Source organism: Streptomyces zaomyceticus, assembly GCF_014656215.1.
GTDB lineage: Bacteria > Actinomycetota > Actinomycetes > Streptomycetales > Streptomycetaceae > Streptomyces > Streptomyces zaomyceticus.
In genome coordinates this window covers 138,866-163,116 of record NZ_BNBZ01000007.1, presented here as the reverse complement: position 1 = coordinate 163,116, position 24,251 = coordinate 138,866, and the positions used below count along the sequence as shown (strand labels likewise).

The 24,251-nt window shown below is 72.2% G+C and carries 19 protein-coding genes; 10 read left to right on the top strand and 9 right to left on the bottom strand.

Translation table 11 applies throughout. The features are described from left to right. Window positions 1-6: 6 nt before the first annotated feature. Together IE311_RS12565 and IE311_RS12560 are read right to left on the bottom strand one after the other, a co-directional pair. A complete protein-coding gene (locus tag IE311_RS12565) occupies window positions 7-2,004 on the bottom strand; it encodes a CocE/NonD family hydrolase (RefSeq protein ID WP_189831698.1) in 1,998 nt (665 codons plus the stop codon). A 9-nt stretch (window positions 2,005-2,013) separates the two neighbouring features. After that, window positions 2,014-3,519 carry a peptide MFS transporter gene (locus IE311_RS12560; protein ID WP_189831697.1) on the bottom strand — a complete coding sequence of 502 codons (1,506 nt, stop codon included), beginning with the start codon at window positions 3,517-3,519 and terminating at the stop codon, window positions 2,014-2,016. Between the two features lie 198 nt (window positions 3,520-3,717). On the opposite strand from IE311_RS12560, the gene IE311_RS12555 reads away from it, so the two are divergent. Both IE311_RS12555 and IE311_RS12550 read left to right on the top strand, forming a co-directional pair. Continuing rightward, window positions 3,718-4,728 carry a polyprenyl synthetase family protein gene (locus tag IE311_RS12555; RefSeq protein WP_189831696.1) on the top strand — a complete coding sequence of 337 codons (1,011 nt, stop codon included), beginning with the start codon at window positions 3,718-3,720 and terminating at the stop codon, window positions 4,726-4,728. A 186-nt stretch (window positions 4,729-4,914) separates the two neighbouring features. Next, window positions 4,915-6,132 (top strand): LolA family protein, encoded by a 1,218-nt coding sequence (locus IE311_RS12550; protein WP_189831695.1) that lies wholly within the window; start codon window positions 4,915-4,917, stop codon window positions 6,130-6,132. A gap of 89 nt (window positions 6,133-6,221) precedes the next feature. On the opposite strand, the gene IE311_RS12545 is transcribed toward IE311_RS12550, so the two are convergent. Together IE311_RS12545 and IE311_RS12540 are read right to left on the bottom strand one after the other, a co-directional pair. Next, on the bottom strand, window positions 6,222-7,523 hold the full coding sequence (locus tag IE311_RS12545; RefSeq protein WP_189831694.1) for a M28 family metallopeptidase: 1,302 nt from the start codon (window positions 7,521-7,523) through the stop codon (window positions 6,222-6,224). Between the two features lie 194 nt (window positions 7,524-7,717). Then, entirely contained in the window at window positions 7,718-8,503 is a 786-nt protein-coding gene (locus IE311_RS12540; protein ID WP_189831693.1) for a HEAT repeat domain-containing protein, read from the bottom strand. Between the two features lie 160 nt (window positions 8,504-8,663). Here IE311_RS12540 and IE311_RS36670 point away from each other — a divergent pair, with 160 nt between their 5' ends. The 3 genes from IE311_RS36670 (at window position 8,664) to IE311_RS12525 (ending at window position 12,008) form a co-directional block, all read left to right on the top strand. Beyond that, the gene (locus tag IE311_RS36670) at window positions 8,664-10,382 is read left to right on the top strand and encodes an FG-GAP repeat domain-containing protein (protein WP_229901874.1); all 1,719 of its coding nucleotides are present in this window, start codon (window positions 8,664-8,666) and stop codon (window positions 10,380-10,382) included. A gap of 150 nt (window positions 10,383-10,532) precedes the next feature. Continuing rightward, entirely contained in the window at window positions 10,533-11,150 is a 618-nt protein-coding gene (locus IE311_RS12530; RefSeq protein ID WP_189831692.1) for a GNAT family N-acetyltransferase, read from the top strand. A gap of 174 nt (window positions 11,151-11,324) precedes the next feature. Continuing rightward, on the top strand, window positions 11,325-12,008 hold the full coding sequence (locus IE311_RS12525; RefSeq protein WP_189831691.1) for an NADPH-dependent F420 reductase: 684 nt from the start codon (window positions 11,325-11,327) through the stop codon (window positions 12,006-12,008). Here the strand turns inward: IE311_RS12525 and IE311_RS12520 are convergent. Next, complete coding sequence (locus IE311_RS12520) at window positions 11,921-12,688, bottom strand: DUF4291 domain-containing protein (protein ID WP_189831690.1); 768 nt, start codon at window positions 12,686-12,688, stop codon at window positions 11,921-11,923. The two genes, IE311_RS12525 and IE311_RS12520, sit on opposite strands and share 88 nt — an antisense overlap. Before the next feature lie 95 nt (window positions 12,689-12,783). On the opposite strand from IE311_RS12520, the gene IE311_RS12515 reads away from it, so the two are divergent. Continuing rightward, window positions 12,784-13,101: a DUF6401 family natural product biosynthesis protein gene (locus IE311_RS12515; protein ID WP_189831689.1), complete on the top strand. Its 318-nt coding sequence runs from the start codon at window positions 12,784-12,786 to the stop codon at window positions 13,099-13,101. Window positions 13,102-13,158: 57 nt separating this feature from the next. Here IE311_RS12515 and rarD read toward each other — a convergent pair whose 3' ends face one another. Next, complete coding sequence (rarD, locus tag IE311_RS12510) at window positions 13,159-14,223, bottom strand: EamA family transporter RarD (RefSeq protein ID WP_189831688.1); 1,065 nt, start codon at window positions 14,221-14,223, stop codon at window positions 13,159-13,161. 104 nt (window positions 14,224-14,327) lie between these two features. Then, window positions 14,328-15,203, bottom strand: a complete 876-nt coding sequence (locus IE311_RS12505; protein ID WP_189831687.1) for an SDR family oxidoreductase — start codon at window positions 15,201-15,203, stop codon at window positions 14,328-14,330. Between the two features lie 107 nt (window positions 15,204-15,310). Here IE311_RS12505 and IE311_RS12500 point away from each other — a divergent pair, with 107 nt between their 5' ends. The 4 genes from IE311_RS12500 (at window position 15,311) to IE311_RS12485 (ending at window position 21,045) form a co-directional block, all read left to right on the top strand. Next, entirely contained in the window at window positions 15,311-15,712 is a 402-nt protein-coding gene (locus IE311_RS12500; protein WP_229901873.1) for a winged helix-turn-helix transcriptional regulator, read from the top strand. 85 nt (window positions 15,713-15,797) lie between these two features. Then, window positions 15,798-16,607, top strand: a complete 810-nt coding sequence (locus IE311_RS12495) for a hypothetical protein (RefSeq protein ID WP_229901872.1) — start codon at window positions 15,798-15,800, stop codon at window positions 16,605-16,607. Beyond that, the gene (locus IE311_RS12490; RefSeq protein ID WP_189831686.1) at window positions 16,604-18,859 is read left to right on the top strand and encodes a bifunctional serine/threonine-protein kinase/ABC transporter substrate-binding protein; all 2,256 of its coding nucleotides are present in this window, start codon (window positions 16,604-16,606) and stop codon (window positions 18,857-18,859) included. Before IE311_RS12495 ends, IE311_RS12490 begins: the two co-directional genes overlap by 4 nt. A gap of 2 nt (window positions 18,860-18,861) precedes the next feature. Continuing rightward, the gene (locus IE311_RS12485; protein WP_189831685.1) at window positions 18,862-21,045 is read left to right on the top strand and encodes a bifunctional serine/threonine-protein kinase/ABC transporter substrate-binding protein; all 2,184 of its coding nucleotides are present in this window, start codon (window positions 18,862-18,864) and stop codon (window positions 21,043-21,045) included. A gap of 15 nt (window positions 21,046-21,060) precedes the next feature. Here IE311_RS12485 and IE311_RS12480 read toward each other — a convergent pair whose 3' ends face one another. Together IE311_RS12480 and IE311_RS12475 are read right to left on the bottom strand one after the other, a co-directional pair. Then, window positions 21,061-22,113 (bottom strand): 2-oxoacid:ferredoxin oxidoreductase subunit beta, encoded by a 1,053-nt coding sequence (locus IE311_RS12480; protein ID WP_189831684.1) that lies wholly within the window; start codon window positions 22,111-22,113, stop codon window positions 21,061-21,063. Further along, window positions 22,106-24,043, bottom strand: coding sequence for a 2-oxoacid:acceptor oxidoreductase subunit alpha (locus IE311_RS12475; RefSeq protein ID WP_189831683.1), 1,938 nt, complete (start codon window positions 24,041-24,043; stop codon window positions 22,106-22,108). The genes IE311_RS12480 and IE311_RS12475 overlap by 8 nt, the downstream gene beginning before the upstream one ends. Window positions 24,044-24,251 lie beyond the last annotated feature (208 nt).

The following is a 24,251-nucleotide window of genomic DNA, read 5'->3' as shown; positions in this document are numbered from 1 at the left end:
GTGTCCTCAGCCCGCGGTCCGGGGGATCCGCTTCTCCCACGTCCGGTGGAAGACCACCTCCCCGCCCTCCTTGCACACCACCTCGTTCGTGGTGAAGAAGTCATCGGCGTCGCAGGTGATCTCCGAGCGGGTGTCCACGGTGACGTCCCAGGCCGCCTCGGGGCGGTGCAGGCGGATCGCCCACTCCGAGCGGGTCCGGGCGGAGAGCGGGCCGCTCTCGTCGATCGTGTACGTCTCCACGGCGTCCTCGGAGTACTCCAGGCCGTCGGGGTACACGCGCGTGCCGCCGTACTTCGGGTCGACCTCCAGCGTCCATTCGCCCTTCGCCACGTCCCTGACCACCACCCGCTCCGGGCGGGGCTCCTCCAGGGTGCGGGGGAAGACCACGCCGAGCGGTTCGGACTGCTCCGGCTCCTCCCAGGTGACCGCGTCCACGGAGGGCCCGCGGACCGGCAGGGTGAGGGAGGAGCCCGCCGGGTCGAGGGTGAAACCGGCCGCGTCCGGCTGCGGCCAGATCCACGGCCAGTACGTGGAGGAGACCGCCAGGCGCACCCGGTGGCCGGGGGCGAAGGCGTGGCCGATGCCGTTCAGCTCGAAGACGAAGCTCTCCGTCTCGCCGATCTGGGCCTCCACGGCCCGGTCGCGGCCGTAGCGGGCGGAGAAGTTGAGCGCGCCGCGGGTGACCAGGGTGGAGGAGCCGTCGGGGGCGATGTCGCAGAGCCGGGCGACGACCTGCCCGGTGGGGGCGGCCGTGCGCAGGGCGAGGCTCACCGACGGCCGGCCGAGGATCTCGACGGGGCCGCCGTCCTCGGGGACGGGGAAGTCGAAGCAGGCCGAGTGGGCGTCCTCGTCGCGCTGGTCGGGCGGCAGGTCGGCGTCGTTGCCGAAGGGGAAGAAGCGGCCCGCGCCGAGCCCCGTCTGCTGCGGGGAGTCGACCACGACCGGGGCGCCCTGGAAGGCGTAGGTGACGGGGGTGACGTTCGGGGAGGGCCAGGCGGGGTCGGTGACCCAGCGGCCCGGCAGCTCCTCGTACACGGTGGCCGGGAGGTGGGAGTCGCTGATCCAGGAGCGGAGCAGGGGTTCGGCCATCACGTCGTTGTCGACGTCCTTGAGGTGGTGGTCCCACCAGCGCAGGGTCTCCTGGAGGAAGCCGATGGCGGGTCCCGGCGGCAGGCCGCGGTCCGGGTACTGGTGCGACCAGGGGCCGATGATGCCGCGCACCCGGTCCTGGGGGAGGTGCTGGGCGAGCCGCAGGACGGTGTCCCGGTACGGGTCGTGCCAGCCGCCGACAGCGAGGACGGCGGCCCGGATCGCGCCGTAGTCCTCGCAGACGCTGCCGTGCCGCCAGTAGTCGTCGCGGGTCTGGTGGGAGAGCCAGGTGTGGAGGAAGGGCTCCACGGCCTCCAGGCGCTTCAGCCACATCGCCCGCCACTCCTCGCCCACGTACTCGGGGTCGGGAGGGCGGCAGACGAAGGCGAGCATGGTGGCGGCCCAGGCGTGCATGTCGACGCCGAGGACCGAGCCGCCCATGTAGTGGACGTCGTTGTCGTAGCGGTCGTCGGTGGAGCAGACGGTGACGATCGCCTTGAGCGGCTCGGGGGCGAGGGCGGCGATCTGGAGCGAGTTGAAGCCGCCCCAGGAGATGCCGAACATGCCGACCCTGCCGGTGCACCACGGCTGCTCGGCGAGCCAGTTCACGACGGCGACGCCGTCGGCGAGCTCGACCGGGTCGTACTCGTCGCCGGGCAGGCCGTCGCTGTTGCCGTGGCCGCGGACGTCCACCCGTACGGAGGCGTAGCCGTGGCCCGCGTACCAGGGGTGGCGCTGCCAGTCGCGGGGCGCGGTCCAGTCGGTGAGGCGGTACGGCAGGTACTCCAGGAGCGCCGGTACGGGTTCGTCGGTGACCGGCCGCCACACGCGCGCGTACAGCCTCGTTCCGTCCGGCAGCGGGATCCGGACGTCCTCGTGCCGGGTCTCGTGGGGGAAGTCGGTACGGATCTTCATCTCGGCTCCCTAGTGGACGGGGTGCATGGTGCGGCGCAGCCAGGGCGCCAGGGCGATGACGGCGAGGCCGACGGCGACGGCCACGGCGCCGTTCACGCCGAAGTAGACGGGCTTGGAGACGTTGTCGTAGAGCTTCACGGTCTGCGCCTGGATGCCGTTGGCGAGCGCCAGGGAGAGGAACCAGAGCGACATGGTCTGGCTGGCGAAGGCCTTCGGGGCGAGCTTGCTGGTGGCGGACATCCCGGAGGTCTCCAGGAGGACGTCGCCGAGGCCGAGCAGCAGATAGGAGCCGACGATCCACCAGGCGGCCATCCGGTAGGTGTCGTCGGCGTGCCCGGAGGTCGGCAGGACCATCAGCAGGAACGAGAGACCGCCGAGGATCACTCCGAAGGCGATCTTGTTGGAGGCGTGCGGCTGCCGGTGCCCCATCCGGGCCCAGACGGCGGCCACGACGGGCGCGAGGGCCACCTCGAAGGCACCGAGGGCGGAGGCGTACCAGCTCGCCGGGAAGTCGAAGCCGAGGATGGTCGTGCGGGCGTTGGTGGAGGCCAGCAGGATCATCGTCGAGTACGCCTGGAAGAGGATGAAGTTGAAGACGACCGAGGCCAGGAAGAGCACGATGTACGGCTTCAGGCGGCCGCGCTCCTCGGTCGTGACCCGGGGGCTGGTGAACATCACCCAGAAGTAGACGACCGGGGCGATCACCGAGATCACCGTCAGCACGTCCACGAAGCGGTCCATGGTCAGCCAGCCCGCGAGCGCGAGGGCGGTGGCCACCACGGCCACGACGACCGCGCCGACGGCCATCAGCCGGACCGCCCGGCGCATCGCCTCCGGGGCCAGGGCGAACTCGGCGGAGTGCTTGCGTCCGGCCAGGTGACGCCGGCCCGCGACGTACTGGATCAGGCCGAGGGTCATGCCGAGCGCGGCGGCCGAGAAGCCCCAGTGGTAGCCCTTGTGGTCGGCGAGCCAGCCGGTGATCAGCGGTCCGGCGAAGGCGCCGATGTTGATCGCCATGTAGTAGAGCGCGAAACCGGCGTCCCGGCGGTCGTCGTCCGTGCGGTACAGCTTGCCGACCATGGTCGCCACGTTCGGCTTCAGCAGTCCGGTGCCGGCGCTGATCAGGCCGAGGCCCGCCCAGGTCATGGCGGCCGTCGGCACGGCCATCGCGTAGTGGCCGCAGGCGATCAGGATGCCGCCCCAGAGGACCGCGCGGTACGAGCCGAGGATGCGGTCGGCGAGCCAGCCGCCGGCCACCGAGACCAGGTAGACGAGCGTGCCGTAGGCGGCGGAGACCGAGGCGGCGGTGCCGGGCGCCATGCCGAGGCCGCCGTCGGAGACGGCCGCCGCGAAGTAGAGGACGAGGATCGCCTGCATGCCGAGGAAGGAGAACCGCTCCCAGACCTCGAGACCGGAGAGGGTCAGCAGTCCCCGGGGGTGCCCGAAGAAGGCGTGGTCGTCCTCGGGGGGAGGTTGCTCGCCGTTCGTGTCGGTGTCGATCTCTGTTCGGGACAAAACGCCTACTCCTGGTCGTATGAGCTGATCCCGAACATACCGGGGGTGACGGGAAGGCGCCCACGGTGATCGAAAGGTGACCGGATACGCTGGCGTGAGTGAATCGAGCGACACATCGACAATCCCTGCGATCGTCGGCAGTGCGTGTGGACGATTCGTGGGAACGTCAGCAGGCGTCAGCAGACAGGAGACCCCCTCGTGACCGTCGTCGGGCCGTTCGGTCTTAGCGTGCGGGACCAGGCTCTTGAGGCCGATGTCCAGACCGGTTTGGCGGCAGTGGAGGCGGGCCTCCTCGACGCCACCAAGAGCGATGTCCCCTTCATCACGGAGGCCGCGCAGCACCTCGTCCTGGCCGGCGGCAAGCGGTTCCGCCCCCTGCTCGTGATGCTCGCCGCGCAGTTCGGCGACCCCTACGCGCCGGGCGTCGTGCCCTCCGCCGTCGTCGTCGAGCTCACCCACCTGGCCACGCTGTACCACGACGACGTCATGGACGAGGCCGACGTCCGGCGCGGGGTCGACAGCGCCAACACCCGCTGGGGCAACTCGATCGCCGTCCTCACGGGTGACTTCCTCTTCGCCCGCGCCTCGCACACACTCGCGGACCTCGGCCCCGAGGCCGTACGCATCCAGTCCGAGGCGTTCGAACGTCTCGTCACCGGCCAGATCCTGGAGACCGCGGGTCCCAGCGACGGCCGTGACCCCGTCGACCACTACCTCGACGTCCTCGGCGGCAAGACCGGCTCCCTCGTCGCCGTCTCCTGTCGCTTCGGCGCCATGATGGCCGGCGCCGACCAGAGCGTCGTCGACACCCTCACCCAGTACGGCGAGCGGCTCGGCGTCGCCTTCCAGCTCGCCGACGACGTCCTCGACATCGCCTCCGACTCCCACGAGTCCGGCAAGACCCCCGGCACCGACCTGCGCGAGGGCATCCCGACCCTGCCCGTCCTGCACCTGCGGGCCGCCGCGGCGGCCCACGGACGCCCCGAGGACCTCGAACTCGTCGCGCTCGTCGACGGCGACCTCACCGACGACACCCGGCACGCCGAGGCCCTGCGCCGGCTGCGCGCCCACCCCGCCCTGGAGCAGGCCCGCCGGGACACCGTGCGGTACGCGGAGGAGGCGCGCGCGATGCTGGCGCCGCTGCCCGACGGCTACGCGAAGGCCGCCCTCGCGGAGATGTGCGACGCGGTGGTCCACCGGGCGCGCTAGGCCCCGCACCGGGTTCTTCCCCGCCGCCGTCCGTCCACCGTGCGGCCGAGTCGGTCTCAGGGTCGGGTCATCCCGAAGCAGTACGTGAGGTTGATCCCCGGGACTGACGTTTCGGCCCCTCCCCTTTGGTGAGATGGAGTCATCGACCAACGAGGGCCCGTCAAGGGCACGGAGGCAGGGAAGACCATGGCAGAGACCCGTAAGGCGAGCCGGTTCATCGTCCCGGTCGCGGTGGCAGGAGTGGCCGCGGCGACCATCGGACTGGTCCCGGCGCTGGCGGCGTCCGGCGACCCCGACCTGCCGGAGATCACCGCCCAGCAGCTCATCGAGAAGATCGCCGCCTCGGACACCCAGACCCTTTCCGGCACGTTCCGGATCTCCACCGACCTGGGCCTGCCCCTGGAGGGCCTGACGTCCGGCCTCGGCGGCCTCGCCGGCGGCATGGGCGGCGGCGCCGGCGGCAGCTCGTCGGCCGACCCCTCGGAGAAGCTCACGGAGCTCGTCTCCGGCAGCCACACCCTGCGGATCGCGGCGGACGGCCCCGAGCGCCAGCGGCTGACCCTGCTCGACGGCTCCGACGAGTACAGCCTGATCCACAACGGCGACGACGTCTGGGCGTACGACAGCAAGTCCGAGGAGGTCTTCCACGAGAAGGCTCCGGCGGACGCGGACGCCCCCGGCGCCCACGAGGGGCCGAAGGACAAGGAGCTCCCCGGCACGCCCAAGCAGCTCGCGGACGAGGTCCTGAAGGCGGCCGGCGACACCACGTCGATCACCGTCGACGGCACGGCCAAGGTGGCCGGCCGGGACGCGTACCAGCTGGTGATCAAGCCGAAGCAGGCCGGTTCGACGGTCGCGTCGGTGAAGATCGCGGTGGACGCGGCGAACGGCACCCCGCTGAAGTTCACCCTCAACTCCGTCGAGGGCGGCAAGCCCGTCGTCGACGCGGGCTTCACGAAGATCGACTTCTCGAAGCCGGCGGCCTCCGACTTCACCTTCAAGGTGCCGGAGGGCGCGAAGGTGACCGAGGGCGCGGCGGAGAAGGCGGCCGAGGAGGCCGAGGGCGCGAAGGGGCACCCGTTCGGCGACGAGCTGCCCGGGGGCCTCGGGGAGGCCTTCGGCCTCGGCGCGGGCACCGGCAAGGACGGCGTGAACGTCATCGGCGAGGGCTGGACGACGATCGCGAGGCTCGACACCGGCGCGCCGGCGCCCAAGACCGACGAGGCGCCGAAGGAGGTCCAGGGGCTCCTGGACTCCCTCGGCGACAAGGTCGGCGGAGAGTTCGGCTCGGGCACGGTCTTCAAGACGAAGATCGTGAACGCCCTCCTCACCGACGACGGCAAGGTCTACGTCGGCGCGGTGACGAAGGACGCGCTGGTGAACGCGGCGAACGCCGACAAGTAGCCGTCGGAGCGACGACAGGTTGGGACCCCGGGCGGGTCGGGGGCGATGGTCACCGACCCGCCCGGGCGTTCTTCGGGTGGGACGAGGAGCTACGGGAACGTCAGCTTGAAGTTGTTGATGTAGCCCGTGTCGGCCGAGGCCTTGTCCTGGACGCGGAGCTTCCAGGCGCCGTTCGCGACCTCGGAGGAGGCGTTCACGGTGAAGGTCTGGACGATGTTGTCGGCGCTGCCGCCGGACCGGTTGCTCAGGCTGTAGACCGAGCCGTCGGGGGCGACGAGGTCGACGACGAGGTCACCGCGGTAGGTGTGGACGATGTCCACGCCGACGGCGAGGTTGCTCGGGGCGTTGCCGGTGACACCGGTGACGTTGACCGTGGAGGTCACCGCGGCGCCGTTGTCCGGGACGGACACGTCGGCCGTGTTCTCGAAGACCGTGCCGGGAGGCGTGGTCGTGCCGGCGGACAGCGTCCAGATCGCGTGCGCGATCGCGTCGCTGTTGCGGTCCAGGGCCGTGTCGTTGATGTTCGACGTCGTGTCGCAGGACGAGTGGTAGCAGCGGTCGAAGGCCGTGGCCGTACCGCCCCACTTCTGCACCTGTGCGCTGGACTTGACCCGGCTCGCGCCCGTGAACAGACCGCCGACGGGGATGCCGACGTTCTTGAACGAGGCGTGGTCGGAGCGGCCGTCGCCCTCCGTCTCGATCTCCGTCGGGACGCCGATCCCGGCGAAGTAGTTCTTGAACGTCGTCTCGATCGTCGGGTCGTCGTCGTAGACGAAGTAGCCCGGGTTGGGCGAGCCGATCATGTCGAAGTTGAGGTAGCCGGAGAGCTTGGCGCGCTCGGTGGAGGGCAGCTGGGCCACGTAGTACTTCGAGCCGACGAGACCGAGCTCCTCCGCGCCCCACCAGCCGAACCGCAGGTGCTTGGAGGGCTGGTAGCCGGCGCGGGCCACGGCGAGAGCGGTCTCCAGGACCGCCGCGGAGCCGGAACCGTTGTCGTTGATGCCGGGGCCCGAGGTCACCGAGTCGAGGTGCGAGCCGGCCATCAGGACCTGGTTGGGGTCGCCGCCGGGCCAGTCGGCTATCAGGTTGTAGCCGGTGGATCCGCCGGAGGTGAACGTCTGGACGGTGGTGGTGTAGCCGGCGGCGTCCAGCTTGGCCTTCACGAAGTCGATCGACGCCTTGTAGCCGGTACGGCCGTGGGCGCGGTTGCCGCCGTTGGCGGTGGCTATCGACTGGAGGTCCGTCAAGTGCTGCTTGACGTTGGCGAGCGGGATGTCGGGCGCGGCGGCGGCAGCCGGGTTGGCGGAGGCGGTGGTGCCGGTGAGTCCGCCGAGGGCGAGCGCCGCGAGAGCGGCGACCGCGGTGACGCGTCTGGGCACGGAGATGTTCATCTGTGGGGGCTCCGGATTCCGAACGGGGATGGGACGGAACGTGCGAGACGCCTCGGGCTTGGGTGCCACGAGGCGCTGGAGCTGTACGAGTGCGTGTGCGGTGTTCAGTTGTTCAGGTGTTCTGGTGTGCGTGCTGAATGTTCAGCGAGATTTTGACTCCGCGTCAAGAGCGGAAACCGGTCAGGCGCGTTCGCTCACCGGACAAGCGCCTCGGTCGCCGCCTCCCGCACTCCCGGATCGGCGTCCCGCTCCAACTCCCGCAGAAGCGAGGCGACTCCGGGCGTCGACCAGTACGCCACGGCTTCGACCAGCGCGGTCCGTACGGCGGGGTCGGCATGCCCGGCGAGCCCGGAGAGCCGCGGCAGCGGCCCGCGGCGCCGCATCCCGAACCAGCGGAGGGCATCGCGCAGCGCCGCCGTGTCACCCGCCGCTTCCGCGGCCTCCACCCGGGCGAGCAGCACCCGCGGCGCGGGCGCCGGCCCGTCCAGCGGATGCGGCCGCCGCTCCGCGAGACGGCGCGCGCCGTAGCCGCCGCGGTCCCGGCATCCGAAGCAGAGGCAGGGCGGGGTGCCGTGGGCGTCCGGCCGGTATCGCCAGCCGTTGACCTGCCGTACGGGACGGATGTGCCGTATCTCGGCGCGGGTGACGGAACGCGGCAGGAACACCTCCCAGCCCCGGGCGTCCGCCGCGTCGGCCACCCGCCGCACGGCCACCGCCGCCGTCACGCGGGCCGGTTCCCGGTCGCTGTACCGCCCTACGGTCACCGCTTCGTCGTCCGGCAGGCGTACGTGGACGGCGACGAGCCCGCGCGGGCCGGGGCGCCGGGCCAGCTCGCGCAGCCACTGATGGGTCAGGGTGTACGAGGGGAGCACGGGGAACAGGAACACCCCGCGCCACTCGCCGCACCCGGCGGCCCGCAGCCCGGCGCGACGGACACGGGCGGCGTTGGCGGCGGGGGTCAGGTGCACGAAGGTCGCCATGGGCATGATCGTAGGGCCGGAGCGGGGCGCGGGGCCGGGTGTTTTCGGCGCCCCTCGCGAACCTGCCCGCGCCCGGCACCCGCACGGGGGCCGACCTGCGACTTCCGTTGTCGGGCGGGCATGTTAGCGTCCGCCGGTCGGTTCATAGCAGGGGGTAATTTTGCGCAAGTTTCTGGGGGCCGGTGTCGCAGCCGTGCTGCTCGCCACCGGTGGCATCGTGGGGGCGGGGACGGCCGTGGCGGCCGGGGACCCCACGTTCTTCTTCGACCCGGTCGACGACCTCGTCCTCATGCCGGGGGAGGGCTGGGGCGAACTGAGGCCGCTGGGCACCGGCGGACAGAACGACGGCCGGCCGGACGGCACGTACGTCTACGCCCTGAGCAAGAAGCCGCTCACGGACGCCGGCTGGTCCGGCGGCGGACTGCCGGCCGGGCTCAAGGTGGACCGTGCGGACGGCTGCAAGCCGAAGGCCGGGATCAGCGGCGTCTATCTGTGCGACGTCAAGGACTGGAACAACCCGGGGCCCGTCGTCTCGGCCACGAGCACCGCGGCCAACGGCACGACGGCCTACTACGGCCTCGTCTACGTGCCGCGCGGCGCCAGCGTCGACGCGGGCGTCAAGGAGGCGCAGACCGCCGCCTCCAAGGCCATCGGCCCGCGTCGGGCGCACGCGGCGATCACGGCCAGGACCAGGGCCCAGGTCGCCAAGAACACCATCACGCTGTCGACGCCGACGCTGCCGGCCGGTGGCACGGTCAAGCACACGGTGAAGCTGCACGCGGCCGACAAGGGCCGCCTCATGATGAGCCTCGGCGCGGCGCCCGGCTTCCGGCGCTGGGACGAGGGCGAGCTGAAGGTCAGTGCCGACGGTGTCGACGCGGGCGGTGCCGCCGGCGCCGAGTGCGACCACTCGCTCGGTGAGATCGGCTGGGGCGGCGAGGTCCGCTGCGACATCACGAAGCCCGGCGACTACACGGTCACGTACGGCCTCAAGGCAGGGGCCACCGCGCCCGCGTGGCGCCTGCGGAACAGCGCGGTCTACGAGGTGTACAGCTTCGGCACGGGCAACCCGGAGAAGGTCTCCGACTTCGCGGTCGGCAGCTCGATCCCGGTGATCGAGCGCTACCAGCTCGTGGGCCGGCGTGCGGGCGACCTGTACGCGTACAGCGGTACGGGCAAGGCCGCCCGGCCCTTCTCCGAGGCCGGACTCGTCGGGTACAGCCTGGACTGGAACCTGTACTCGGCGATCACCCGGCTCGGTCCGGTGACCGTGCAGAGCACCGGCCCCGGCGGTGTCGCCCGGGACAGGAGCGGCGTGCTGTGGTTCTACCGGATGTCCGGTGACGGCGGCATCTTCAAGGACCGGCTCCGGGTCGGCGGCGGCTGGAACAGCTACAACCTGCTGACCGGCGCCTCGGACCTGACCGGCGACAAGAAGTCCGACCTCCTCGCGCGGGACACCGCGGGCACGCTGTGGCTGTACCCGGGCACGGGTGACACCACGACCCCGTTCGGCGCGCGGGTGCGCGTCGGCGGCGGCTGGAGCGTCTACAACTCGCTGGTCGGCGGCACCGACGTCACCGGTGACGGCAAGGCGGACCTGGTCGCGCGGGACGCGGCGGGCAGGCAGTGGCTCTACCAGGGCACGGGCGTGTCGACCCGGCCGTTCGGCGCCCGGACGCAGATCGGCACCGGCTGGCAGGTCTACAACTCCATGGTGGCGCCCGGCGACCTGAACTCGGACGGCAAGGCGGACCTGGTGGCCCGCGACGGCTCCGGCGTGCTCTGGTACTACCAGGGCACGGGCGTGGCGACGAAGCCGTACGCCACGCGCGCGAAGATCGGCGGCGGCTGGCAGACGTACGACCTGCTGTTCTAGGAGTACGGCCCGCTCTCCGGGCAGAGCGGGCAGCGAGCGGCCTCCGTCCCTCCGCGGGCGGGGGCCGCTTCCCGTCGCCGGGGTCCGGGACCCGGTGCTCCGTGAGGCGGAGGAACCCCGCCCGTCGATCAAGATCATCGCGGGTGCAGAATGACCTCTATGCCTCAGTCGAACACCCCGAAAACGGCAATAATCGACGACGCGCCGATGATCGGCGGCGTCCTGGCCCGCGCCTTCGGCGACGACCCGATGATGCGCTGGTTCTTCCCCGAAGACGCCTCGCGCGAGGCGGGCCTCGGCCGCTACTTCACCACCCTCTTCACCCGGCAGTACGGCCTGCACGGCGTGTGCGAGCGCACCGACGCGGCCGCCGCCTTCTGGGTGGCGCCGGAGGGTCAGGAGAAGGCCGTCCCGGACGCGGAGACCGTCCAGGAGCTCGTGGAGATACTCGGCGACCGGGCCGGGCTGTTCCGGCAGGCCGTCGAGGCGGCGGCCGAGCACACCCCGCCGGAGCCCCACTGGTACCTGGCGGTGATCGGCGCCGACCCGGCCGCCCGGGGCCTGGGCCACGGGTCCGCGCTGCTGCGCTCCGGCCTGGCCAAGGCCGACGCGGCGGGCATGCCCGTCTACCTGGAGTCCTCCAAGCCGGACAACCTCCCCGTGTACGAGCACTTCGGCTTCGTCGTGCTCGGCGAGGCGAGCCTGCCGGGCGGCGGCCCGACGCTGTGGGCGATGCGGCGCGCACCCCGGGACCCGTCCGCCGTCTGAGCGGCCGGGCCTCCTTCCTGAGGGTCTCGCATGGGGGCGGTGGGGCGGGGCGGGGCGGGACGGGCGCGGGAAACCGCGGGACGCCCCGGAGCGGCGGGTCCGCGCGGGGCCGCGCGGGTCGGCGTAGGGTCGGCCTCCCGGAACGCCGTCTCCCCCGAAGGAGCGCACGCAGCCATGAAGATCGCCGTACTGGGGACGGGTGAGGTCGGCCGCCGGCTCGCCACCGCACTCGTCTCCCTGGGTCACCGGGTCACGATGGGCTCCCGTACCGCCGACAACGCCGCGGCCGTGAAATGGGCCGAGGAGCACGGCGGCGGGCACGGCACCTTCGCGGACGCCGCCGCCCCCGCCGAACTCGTGGTCAACGCGACCGGCGGTCTCGTCTCGCTCGCCGTCCTGGAGTCCGTCGGCGCGGACGCCCTGCGCGGCAAGGTGCTCGTCGACGTGTCCAACGCCCTCGACTTCTCGGAGGGTTTCCCGCCCAGGGTCGTCACCCCGGACGGCGGAAGCGTCGCCGAGCAGCTCCAGCGGGCGTTCCCCGAGGCGCGGGTCGTCAAGACGCTCAACACCATGACCAACACGGTCATGGTCGAGCCCGGCCGCGTCCCGGGGCACCACAACGTGTTCCTCGGCGGGGACGACGAGGACGCCAAGGCCGTGGTCGCGGAGCTGCTCGGTTCCTTCGGCTGGGCGGCCGACCGGATCGTCGACCTCGGCGACCTGACGAGCGCCCGGGCCACCGAGCAGCTGATCCAGCTGTGGCTGCGGCTCTACGGGGTGCTCGGCACCGGCGACTTCAACTTCTCGGTCGTCACGGCCCCCGCCGCGCCTCCCTCCCCGGCCTCCGCCGCTCCCTGAGCCCGCAGGTGGTCCAGCAGCCCCGCGGGCTCGGCGTACGGCTCCTCGCGGGGGAGCAGCCGGCGGGCGGCCTCCAGGTCACCGGCCCGGACGAGGTCACGGACCCGGTGGGCGAGCGGTGTCACGTCGCGGACGGAGACGATCCACTCGTCGGCGTACCGCCGGACCGCCTCGCCGGACAGCCCGAGCTGGAGCGAGCGGTACGGGAGCCGCCGCAGGTGCGGGTCGCGCTCCGGGTCCCACTGGACCCGTGCCGGCGACTCCCCCGACTGCCGCTGCCAGGTGGGCCGGTCGGCGTGGACACCCTGCTCGTAGTGGGAGAGGCAGGCGTGCCGGAGGGCCCATTCGAAGCCCTCGCGGGTGATCTCCACGGCGAGGACGGTCTCCTGGCCCTCCTTGGTCCCCCAGCCGGAGCGGTACATCATCCACAGGAACGACGGCTTGATCCAGGTCATCCGCTCCCGCTTCCAGGAGGCCGGAAAGCGGCCGTCCCGGGCCGTGGGGAGGCCGATCGCGGGTGGGTACGCCTGGTAGACGGTGACCGTACGGTCGGTGTGGAACGCGCGGATCCGGTACGCGGGCTCTTCCGTGAACAGCTCTTCCGCGGACGGTTCTTCCACGGGCGGTTCGTTCACGGTCGGTTCTGCGCCGGACGGCTCTTCCACGGACGGTTCTTCCATGGGCCTCAGGGTGGCCGAAGCGCCGGGGAAGGGCCACCGGATTGTGCGACCAAGCTCACGGTCCGAACGCCCCCGTACGCCCCTAACGTGGAGGGATGAACGATTCGCCCGGCTGCCCGCTGATCGATGTCGCCGCCACGTACATGCCCCGGCTCTCGGAGATCCCCTCCGAGCCCGGGCTCGCGGCCGCCGTCGACCAGCACGCCGCCGCCGTGCGCGAGGCGCTGATCCCCGCCCAGCGGGGCCCCGGGGGCCGGACCGTCCGGCGCGAGGAGCTCGCCGACTACGTCCTCGGGTTCACCGACTGGCTGAGCCGGGTCGACTGGACCGAGCCCAGCGGCCACGACTTCGCGACCCTGCGTCTGACGGCGGTCTGCTGGCTGATCCGGGAGCACGACCTGCTGGACGCGTGAGACGCCCGCGGATTCCTCCGGCGGGCGTCTCGGGCGGCGGTTCTCGGGGGAGTGGCGTCAGCGCCCCGTAGGGGCGGACGGCGCGGAGACCGGGGTCTCCTCGACCGGTGCCGGTGCCGACGCCGACACCGCTGCCGTCGTGGGCACCACCGACGGCGCGGCCACCCCGGCTGCCATCGCCACCGCCACGGACTCGTCCGCCGCGGCCGTCGCCTTGGCCGCCTCGACCGCGGCCCGGCTGCGGCGGGCCGTCCGCAGGGCGTCCCAGGTCAGGATCGTCAGGGCCAGCCAGACGAGGGCGAAGCCCGCCCAGCGCTCCGGAGGCATCGCCTCGTGGAAGTAGAGGATCCCGAGCAGGAACTGGAAGGTCGGCGCCAGGTACTGGAGGAGTCCGAGCGTCGACAGGGGGACGCGGATCGCCGCAGCCCCGAAGCAGACGAGCGGGACCGCCGTGACGATGCCGGTGGCGGCGAGCAGGGCCGTGTGGCCGGCGCCGTGGGAGCCGAAGGCGAGGGAGTCCTGGGTGCCGAGCCAGACGAGGTAGCCGAGGGCGGGCAGGAACTGGACGGCCGTCTCGGCGGCGAGCGACTCCAGGCCGCCGATGTTCACCTTCTTCTTCACCAGGCCGTAGAGGGCGAAGGAGAAGGCGAGGGTGAGCGAGATCCAGGGCGGCTGCCCGTATCCGATCGCGAGGACGAGGACCGCGGCGAAGCCGATGCCGACCGCGGCCCACTGCGCGGGGCGCAGCCGTTCCTGGAGGACGAGGACGCCGAGGGCGATGGTGACGAGCGGGTTGATGAAGTAGCCGAGGGAGGCCTCGACGACATGGCCCGTGTTCACGGACCAGATGTACAGGCCCCAGTTCACCGTGATCACGGCGGCGGCGACGGTGATGAGGCCGAGCTTGCGCGGGCTGCGGAGGAGCTCGCGTATCCAGCCCCAGCGGCGCAGGGCGAGCAGGGCGAGGCCGACGAAGGCCAGGGACCACACCATCCGGTGGGCGAGGATCTCGATCGCCCCGGCGGGCTTGAGCAGCGGCCAGAAGAGCGGGACCAGACCCCACATGCCGTAGGCGCCGATCCCGTAGAGCAATCCTGCTCTGTCCTCGTTCTCCGTCTTCACCGGACCTCCCGCCCTGTGCCGCGCTGTCCTGTCGAAGGTAGCGCCGCACGGGGCAGGTTGTCATGCCCGTACCGCAATACGGTCATGACGGCCGGGAGGGCGGGTCAGGAGCCGTTCAGCGCTTCCTTGATCGTCACGGCGATCGGGGTGGTCGGACGGCCGATCAGGCGGGCCAGGTCGCCGGTCCGCACGGCGAGCGCGCCCTGCTCGACGGCCCGGTCGACGTCGACCAGGATCTCGGCGAAGGCCTCCGGCACCCCGGCCCCGGTGAGGATCGCGAGGTGCGCCTCGGCGGGCACGTTGCTGTACGTGATCTCCCGGCCGGTCTGCGCGGCGACCTCGGCCGCGTACTCGGCGAGCGACCAGGCGGTGTCGCCGCTCAGCTCGTACGCCTTGTTCAGGTGCTCCTCGGCGGGGCCGGTCAGGACGGCGGCCGCCGCGGCGGCGTAGTCGGCGCGGGACGCGGAGGCGATCCGGCCCTCGCCGGCGTTGGCGACGACGGCGCCGTGGGCCAGGACGGGGGCGAGGTTGGCGGTGTAGTTCTCCGTGTACCAGCCGTTGCGGAGGAGGGTGTACGGCAGGCCCGAGCCGAGGATCAGCCGCTCGGTCTCCTTGTGCTCCGCCGCCAGGTCGAAGTCGGCCTCGTCGCCGCCGAGGACGCCGGTGTACGCGAGCTGGGCGACGCCCGCGGCCTTGGCGGCGTCGATCACGGCGGCGTGCTGGGCGACGCGCCGGCCGACCTCGCTGCCCGAGATGAGCAGCACCCGGTCACCGGCCTCGAAGGCCTCGGCCAGGGTCTCCGGGCGGCTGTAGTCGGCGATGCGCAGCTCGACACCGCGCTCCGCGAGGTCGGCCGCCTTCTCCTTGTCGCGGACGACGGCGACGACGGACTCGGCGGGAACGGCGGACCCGCCGGCGAGGAGGGCGTCGACGACGAGACGGCCGAGCTGTCCGGTGGCTCCGGTGACGACGATGCTCATGGTGCTTCCTTCTTCCGGTGGGAGGCGCGGGGTGCGCCGGGCGATGCACTTACCGTACGGCTGGCGCTAACCTTTCGTAAGTACCCACTTTGAAGTAAGGTACTGGTATGGGAGTAAGTGACAAAGTGCCGCACGACCTGCCGGGGACCGTCGTGGCGGACGCCATGTGCCCGGAGCGCCGCGTCCTGGAGCACGTCACCAGCCGCTGGGGCGTCCTCATCCTCATCGCCCTGCGGGAGCGCTCGTACCGCTTCAGCGAGCTGCGCCGCGCGGTCGGCGGCGTCAGCGAGAAGATGCTCACCCAGACCCTCCAGACCCTGGAGCGCGACGGCTTCGTCCACCGCGACGCCAAGCCCGTCATCCCGCCCCGCGTCGACTACAGCCTCACCGGACTCGGCGAGGAGGCCGCCCGCCAGGTCTGGGAGCTCGCCCGGTGGACCGCGAGCAGTCTCGACGAGGTGGAGAAGGCGCGTGTGCGTTACGACACCGTGCGAGAAGCGTCCCAATGACGTTGTAGCCCCGCCCGGTTGATCCACGGAGCCGTACGATCTCCTTCACCGACCGGGGGATCGTGTGAGCGACCGTGGGGGAATCGTGAGGGACACGTACGGAAGAGCGCTGCGCACCGGTGCCGTGGTGGCGGCGGGCATGGCACTCCTGGCGGCCTGTTCGCCGGGAGACGGCGGGGGCGACGGGAAACCGCCCCGAAGCACACCGAGCACCAGCGCGTCCGGGACCCCGACCCCGTCCCCGACAGCGAGCGGACGGGTCGTCACCCTGGACCCGAAGAAGGCCCCGCGCACCGCGGCCGAGGCGAAACGGCTGGCACTCGCCGTCGTGGCGGGGCCGGACGCCTGGGGGCCCGAGTACGTCGAGCGCAGCCCGTTCCTCAGCGCCCCCGGCTCCTGGCCGGTCCTCGACGAGCAATGCACCTGGGAAGCGGGCAGCCTGCCGGGCTCCGTCCTCTACAGCGTCACCTCCTACAGCGAGATCCCGGCCGCGGGAGGCAAGGGAGTCGTGCGCGTCGCCGCCACCGTCACCATCCACCGCACCGGGTCCGACGCCGGCTGGGAGATGGCCGAGACCCTGGAGGAGGCGCTGCGCTGCACCGACCAGCGGCTGAGCGAGGGCGAACGCATCAGCGGCCTCACGTCGGTCAGCCCCCCTTACGACGAACACTCCACCACGGACGACCTCATCGTCGAGCGCGGCTCGTACCTCAACGACGCCTTCGAGAAACCGCAGTTCTACACCTGGTTCCAGACCCGCATCGGGCAGGTCAGCTTCGCCACCGTCATCAAGGGAGCCCCCGGCTACACCGAGGCGAACATCACCGACGCCCAGGTCCGGGCCAACGTCATCATGCAGGACCGCGTCAAGAAGCAGTGGGGAGCCCAGTCATGAGCCCGATGGCCCAGCCCGGCCCCCAGCCCGGCGCCCTCCAGGCGCTCCTGCCCTCCGACCCCTCGTCGATCGCCGGCTACCGCCTCCTGGGCCGCCTCGGCGCCGGCGGCATGGGCGTCGTCTACCTCGGCCGCACCGACAGCGGCGAGCTCGCCGCCGTCAAGGTCACCCACGCCGACCAGGCCGACCAGGCCGACTTCCGGGCCCGCTTCCGCCGCGAGGTCGAGGCCGCCCGCCGGGTCGTCAGCCCCTGGGCCGTCCCCGTGACCGGCGCCGATCCCGACGCCCCCGAGCCGTGGATGGCCACCGCCTTCGTGCCGGGCCCGTCCCTCGGCGAGGCCGTTCTCGCCCACGGTCCGCTGCCCGAGCGGAGCGTACGGATCCTCGGCGGCGCCGTCGCCCGCGCGCTCGCCGCCGTCCACGCGGCCGGGATCGTCCACCGCGACGTGAAGCCCGGCAACATCCTGCTCGCCGTCGACGGCCCCCGGCTGATCGACTTCGGCATCGCCCGTGCCACCGGGGAGACCGGGCTGACCTCGGCCGACATGATCGTCGGCACGCCCGGCTTCCTCGCCCCCGAACAGGCCGAGGCCCGCGCCGCCGAGATCGGCCCCGCCTCAGACGTCTTCGCCCTCGGCTGTCTGCTCGCCTTCGCGACCACCGGCCGCCCGCCGTTCGGGAGGGGCGCCGTGGACGCCCTCCTCTACCGGACCGTGCACGACGAGCCCGACCTCGCCGGCGTACCGGAGCCGCTGCTCGACCTCGTACGGCAGTGCCTCGCCAAGGAACCGGCCGCACGCCCCACCGCCGAGGAGATCGCCGCCCGGCTCACCGAGGACACCCCCGGCGCCCCCTCCGACTGGCTGCCCGCACCCGTCGTCACCACCATCGCCACCCGCTCGACGGCCATGCTGGCCCTACCCGACATCGACCCGACCGCGCACGGCACGGACGCCGCCGCCCCGGCCCGGCCCAGCAGGCGCGGCTTCCTGCTGCTCGGCGCCGGTGCCGCGGTGCTCGCGGCGGGCGGCGGCGGGTACGCCCTGTGGGACTCCGGGCGGGACGACACCGACGCGAAGCACCCCGCGCCGAAGCCCCGGAACACCTGGGCCATCGGCGTCCTCGCCGACCTCTCCGGGCCCGCCCGGGAGATCGGCCGGGCCCAGGAGCGCGGTGCCCGGCTCGCCGTCGAGCTGTTCAACGCCGCGCACAAGGGCAAGCCCTTCACCCTCGAACTCAAGGTCTCCGACGACCGCGGGGAGGTCGCCGGCGCCCTCGCCGCCGCCCGTCGGCTCACCTCCGACCCCACCGTGATCGCCACCCTCGGCCCCACCTCCGACGCCACCGGCGTCACCGCGCTGCCCGCCTTCGAGGAGGCCGGCATGCCGCTCCTCACCACCTCGGCGGGCTACAACCTCTTCACCCTGCGCGAAGACGCCGGCTCCTCGCGGAACACGACCGTCCTCCGCGCCGTCCCGAACCACATCCTGGCGGGCACCTACCTCGCCTGGTCCGCCACGCTGCTGCCGCAGATCCGGCGCCCGGGAGTCCTCCAGGAACGCTCCGACGACCAGTACGGCTGGCAGTGCACCGCCGGCGCCCGCTTCGGGTTCCGGTACGCCGGCATCGAGCCGCACTTCCGAGTGGTCCCGGCCGGGGTCACCGACTACCGCCGGGTCATCGGCGAGATGGTCGACGCCGGCATCGACGCGTACGTCCACTGCGGTCTCCGCTCCACGGCCGTGCTCGCCGCCCGCGCCCTGACGCAACTCGGCTTCACCGGGCCCCGGTTCGCCGGCCAGCACGTCTTCGGGTCGGAATTCCTGAAGGAGGCCGGGACCGCCGCCGAGGGCTGGTACGTCTGCGCGCCCGTCGTCGACCCCGTCCAGCGGGCCGCCGACACCAAGCAGAAGGCGGCCGACCGCAAGGCCGCCCAGGACTTCCTCGACGCCCACCGCAAGCGCTACGGCACCACCCCCGCCTTCTACACCGGCGAGTCCTTCGACGTGGTCAACCTGGTCACGTCCTGGCTCTCCTCGAACGCCGCCAAGGGCCCGCTCACCCGCAAGGGCCTGTGGGAGGCGCTGCGCAAGCAGGAGTACACCGGGGCCATGGGCGGTTACTCGTTCGCCGACAACGGCGAGCTCAGAGGTATGGGCACCTTCCTCTACGGCGTGCAGAACGGGGCCTACAAGTTCCTGGGTCCCGCGCCCGCGGAACCCAACAAGCCCAAGAAGCCCAAGAAGGCCTGAGCGTGCAGCCACTCAAGAAGGCCGATCCCTCCTCGATCGCCGGCTACCGGCTGCTCGGGCGGCTCGGCGCCGGCGGCATGGGCGTGGTCTACCTCGCCCGTTCCGCCGGCGGTGCGCTCGCCGCGCTCAAGCTCATCCGGGCCGAGCACGCCACCGACCCCGGCTTCCGGGAGCGGTTCCGCCGCGAGGCGCGGGCCGCCGAGAGGATCACCGGCCGCTGGGTCGTCCGCGTCCTCGGCGCCGATCCGGAGGCCCGCGAGCCGTGGCTCGCGACCGAGTACGTGCCCGGGCCCTCGCTCGCCGAGGCCGTCGCCCTGCACGGCGCCCTGCCCGAGCCGACCGTGCGGGCGCTCGGCGCGCGACTCGCCGACGCCCTCGCCGACATGCACACGGCCGGGCTCGTCCACCGGGACGTCAAGCCCGGGAACGTGCTGCTCGCCCTCGACGGGCCCCGGCTGATCGACTTCGGCATCGCCAGGACCGCCGGGGCGACCGCGCTCACGGCCACCGACGCCATGATCGGCACCCCCGGCTTCCTCGCCCCCGAACAGGCCCGGGTCGCGGGCGCCGGGGAGGTCGGACCGGCCAGCGACGTCTTCTCGCTCGGCTGCGTCCTCGCGTACGCGCTGACCGGACGCCGCCCCTTCGGCACGGGCGGGGTGGCCTCGGTCGTCTACCGCACCGTCCACGAGGAGCCCGACCTCGACGGCCTGCCCGGGCCGCTGCTGCCCCTGGTCGAGGCCTGTCTCGCCAAGGACGCCGCCGACCGGCCGGGCACCGTCGAGGTACGGGACGCCCTCGGCCCGCACGAGGGCCCGGCGGCGGGCGACTGGCTGCCGACCGGTCTGCCCGCCCTGATCGCCCAGCGCTCCTCGCGGGTCCTGGACCTGCCTGTCGCCGATCCGACCGTCCTCAACCCCGGCGAGACGCAGGGGACTTCGCGGCGCCGTCTTCTGGTGCTCGGAGCGGCCGGGGCCGTCGCGGGCACGGGCGGCCTCACCGCCTGGCTGCTCGGCCGCGACCAAGGCACCGGACCGGGCGGCGGCACCGGCGGCGGTACGGGGGCGCCCAAAGCGGCGTACACGCTCGGTGTCCTCACCGATCTCAGCGGCCCCGGCAAGGCGGACGGGCGCGCCCAGGAACGCGGACTGCGCCTCGCCGCGGAGACCTTCAACGCCCGCGCGGACCGGCCCTTCGACCTGATCCTCAAGGTGACGGACGACGGGGGAGCCCCCGAGCGGGCCGCCGCCGGGGCCCGCACCCTCCTCCGGGACCCGGCCCTGGTCGCCGTCCTCGGCCCGACGACCACCGAGACGGCCGTCGGGGCGGCGAACGCGCTCGTCGATGCCAGGGTGCCGGTGCTCGGCGTGGTGCCGTCGGTCGCGGACGGGGTGATCCGGGGCCAGACGCCGGCCCGCACCTACTTCGAGGTGCGGCCCTACCCCGATGTGATGTCGGCGCCCTTCGGCCGCTACCTGACCGAGCACGGTCTGGGCCGCACCGCCGTCATCGAGGACCGGGCGGCCGGCACCTACAGCTGGCTCGCCGCCCGCAATCTGAAGGACTCGCCGCCTGCCGGCGGCACGGTCACCGTGCACCGGGTCGCGGCGGACAGCGAGGACTTCGGCCCGGCGGTCCGGGCCGCGCTCGCCACCTCCCCGACGGGCGTGATGTACCTGGGGAAGTCGCCGCGCCGGGCCGCCCTGTGCGCCAAGGCGCTGCTGCGGCAGGGATACGAGGGCCCGCGCGGAAGCGTCGAGCCCGCGCTCCAGCCGGAGTTCCTCACCGTGGCGGGTGCGGCGGCCGAGGGCTGGTACTTCGGGGCGGGCTACACCGACCCCGATACGGTCCCGGCCGCGAAGGAGTTCGCGGCCGCGTACCGCAGGCGCTGGCGGCTCGCGGTCACGGACCCGGTCGACCGGTTCGCGGTGGAGTCGTACGACGCCGTGTACTGGACGGTGCAGGCGCTGCGTACCGCCGTCGAGAGGAACGCGAAGTACCCGGGCGCGGCGATGTCGTACGCGTTCATGGAGGAGCACAAGACGTACCAGGGGGTGGCGAGGTCCTACCACTCCAGGGCCAGCCAGAACTCGACGACCGTCCTGCAAGGGCTGACCCTCTGGCGGATCACGTCCGGAAAGCCCCGCTGCCTCGGTCCGTACACCGAGGCAGCGAAACGCGACTGACCGCGCGGACGGGCGTCAGCCGACGACCGTCCATGTGTCGTTCCCCGCCAGCAGCTGGCCCAGGTCGCCCTTGCCGTGCTGCTCCACCGCCGTCTCCAGCTGATCCGCCATCAACGTGTCGTACACCGGGCGGTCCACCGACCGGAACACCCCGATGGGGGTCTGGTGGAGGGTGTCCGGGTCCGCGAGGCGGGAGAGGGCGAACGCCGTGGTGGGGGTGGCGGCGTGGGCGTCGTGGACCAGGATCCGCGACTCGTTCTCCGCCGTGACCGTGACGACCCGGAGGTCGCCGGTGGCCGGGTCGCGGACGACGCCCTTCTCGTTCTCGGCGCCGAAGCGGATCGGCTGCCCGTGTTCGAGGCGGATGACCGCCTCCTTGGCCTGGTCCTTGTCCTTGAGGACCTCGAAGGCGCCGTCGTTGAAGATGTTGCAGTTCTGGTAGATCTCGACGAGCGCCGTGCCGTTGTGGTCGGCGGCCTGCCGCAGCACCTCGGTGAGGTGCTTGCGGTCGGAGTCGACCGTGCGGGCCACGAAGGAGGCCTCCGCGCCGAGCGCGAGGGACACCGGGTTGAAGGGCGCGTCGAGCGAGCCCATCGGTGTCGACTTGGTGATCTTGCCGACCTCGGAGGTGGGCGAGTACTGGCCCTTGGTGAGGCCGTAGATCCGGTTGTTGAACAGCAGGATCTTGAGGTTGACGTTGCGGCGCAGGGCGTGGATCAGGTGGTTGCCGCCGATGGACAGCGCGTCGCCGTCGCCCGTGACGACCCAGACGGACAGGTCGCGGCGGGAGGTGGCGAGGCCGGTGGCGATGGCCGGGGCGCGGCCGTGGATCGAGTGCATCCCGTAGGTGTTCATGTAGTACGGGAAGCGGGAGGAGCAGCCGATGCCGGAGACGAAGACGATGTTCTCCTTCGCCAGCCCGAGCTCGGGCATGAAGCCCTGGACGGCGGCCAGGACCGCGTAATCACCGCAGCCGGGGCACCACCGCACCTCCTGGTCGGACTTGAAGTCCTTCATCGTCTGCTGGGCCTCGGCCTTGGGCACCAGGTGGAGGAGGGGCTCAGGCATCGATGGCCTCCTTGAGAGCGGCGGCGAGCTGCTCGGCCTTGAACGGCATCCCGTTGACCTGTGTGTGGCTGCGGGCGTCGACGAGGTACTTCGCCCGGACGAGGGTGGCGAGCTGGCCGAGGTTCATCTCCGGGACGACGACCTTCTCGTACCTCTTCAGGACCTCGCCGAGGTTCTTCGGGAAGGGGTTGAGGTGGCGCAGATGGGCCTGGGCGATGTGTCCGTTCTCGCGGCGGATGCGGCGCACGGCGGCCGTGATCGGCCCGTAGGTGGAGCCCCAGCCGAGGACCAGGGTCCGTGCGCCGTCCGGGTCGTCGACCTCGATGTCGGGGACGTCGATGCCGTCGATCTTGGCCTGCCGGGTGCGGACCATGAACTCGTGGTTGGCGGGGTCGTACGAGATGTTGCCGGTGCCGTCCTGCTTCTCGATGCCGCCGATGCGGTGTTCGAGACCGGGGGTGCCGGGTACGGCCCACGGGCGGGCGAGGGTCTCCGGGTCGCGCTTGTACGGCCAGAAGACCTCGGTGCCGTCGGCCAGTTCGTGGTTGGGACCGGTGGCGAACAGGGTCCGCAGGTCGGGCAGCTCCTCGACGTCCGGGATGCGCCAGGGCTCGGAGCCGTTGGCGAGGTAGCCGTCGGAGAGCAGGAAGACGGGCGTGCGGTACGTGAGGGCGATCCGGGCCGCCTCGATCGCCGCGTCGAAGCAGTCGGCGGGCGTCTGCGGGGCGACGATCGGTACCGGGGCCTCGCCGTTGCGGCCGTACATGGCCTGGAGGAGATCGGCCTGCTCGGTCTTGGTGGGCAGTCCCGTGGACGGGCCGCCGCGCTGGATGTCGACGATGAGCAGCGGCAGTTCCAGGGAGACCGCGAGGCCGATCGTCTCGGACTTCAGCGCCACACCGGGGCCGCTGGTCGTCGTCACGGCGAGCGAGCCGCCGAAGGCCGCGCCGAGCGCCGCGCCGATGCCGGCGATCTCGTCCTCGGCCTGGAAGGTGCGGACACCGAAGTTCTTGTGCCTGCTGAGCTCGTGGAGGATGTCGGAGGCCGGCGTGATCGGGTACGAGCCCAGGTAGAGGGGCAGGTCCGCCTGGCGGGAGGCGGCGACCAGACCGTACGAGAGGGCCAGGTTCCCCGAGATGTTCCGGTAGGTGCCGGTGGGGAAGGCCCGGGTCGCGGGGGCGATCTCGTAGGAGACGGCGAAGTCCTCGGTGGTCTCGCCGAAGTTCCAGCCCGCCCGGAAGGCGACGATGTTCGCCTCGGCGATCTGCGGCTTCTTCGCGAACTTCTGCCGCAGGAAGGTCTCGGTGCCCTCGGTCGGCCGGTGGTACATCCAGGACAGCAGCCCGAGCGCGAACATGTTCTTGGAGCGCTCGGCCTCCTTCCGGGAGAGACCGAAGTCCTTGAGGCCCTCGACGGTCAGCGTGGTCAGCGGCACCGGGTGGACCCGGTAGCCGTCCAGCGAACCGTCCTCCAGGGGCGAGGTCGCGTAGCCGACCTTGGCCATGGCGCGCTTGGTGAATTCATCGGTGTTGACGATGATCTCGCCGCCGCGCGGTACGTCCCCGATGTTGGCCTTCAGGGCGGCGGGGTTCATCGCGACCAGCACGTTCGGGGCGTCGCCGGGGGTCAGGATGTCGTGGTCGGCGAAGTGCAGCTGGAAGGACGAGACGCCCGGCAGGGTTCCGGCGGGTGCCCGGATCTCGGCCGGGAAGTTCGGCAGCGTGGAGAGGTCGTTCCCGAAGGACGCCGTCTCCGAGGTGAAGCGGTCACCTGTCAGCTGCATACCGTCACCGGAGTCACCCGCGAAGCGGATGATCACCCGGTCGAGCCGGCGCACTTCCTTCTCGGTGCCGTGGTGGGGCTTCGCCGGGGCGCTGCGCTGCTCCCCGAGCAGGGCCTCACCGGCCTCGCTACTGACCTGGCTGGTCACTGAACTGGACCTCCCTCGCGGCAAGGGGACTCTCCGCCGGAGGCGGGAGAAGGCTCGGGATGCGGTCGGCCGATCACCGTCCGTCCCGAGGCCCACCCTACGACGGTAAGGGGGGCCCTCCCGGGACTTCTCACATCATGGACCTCTTTTTGAGACGCCCTCTTGCCCTGAATCGTCACGTTCTGTCGCCACCCGGAGTGTTCCGGAA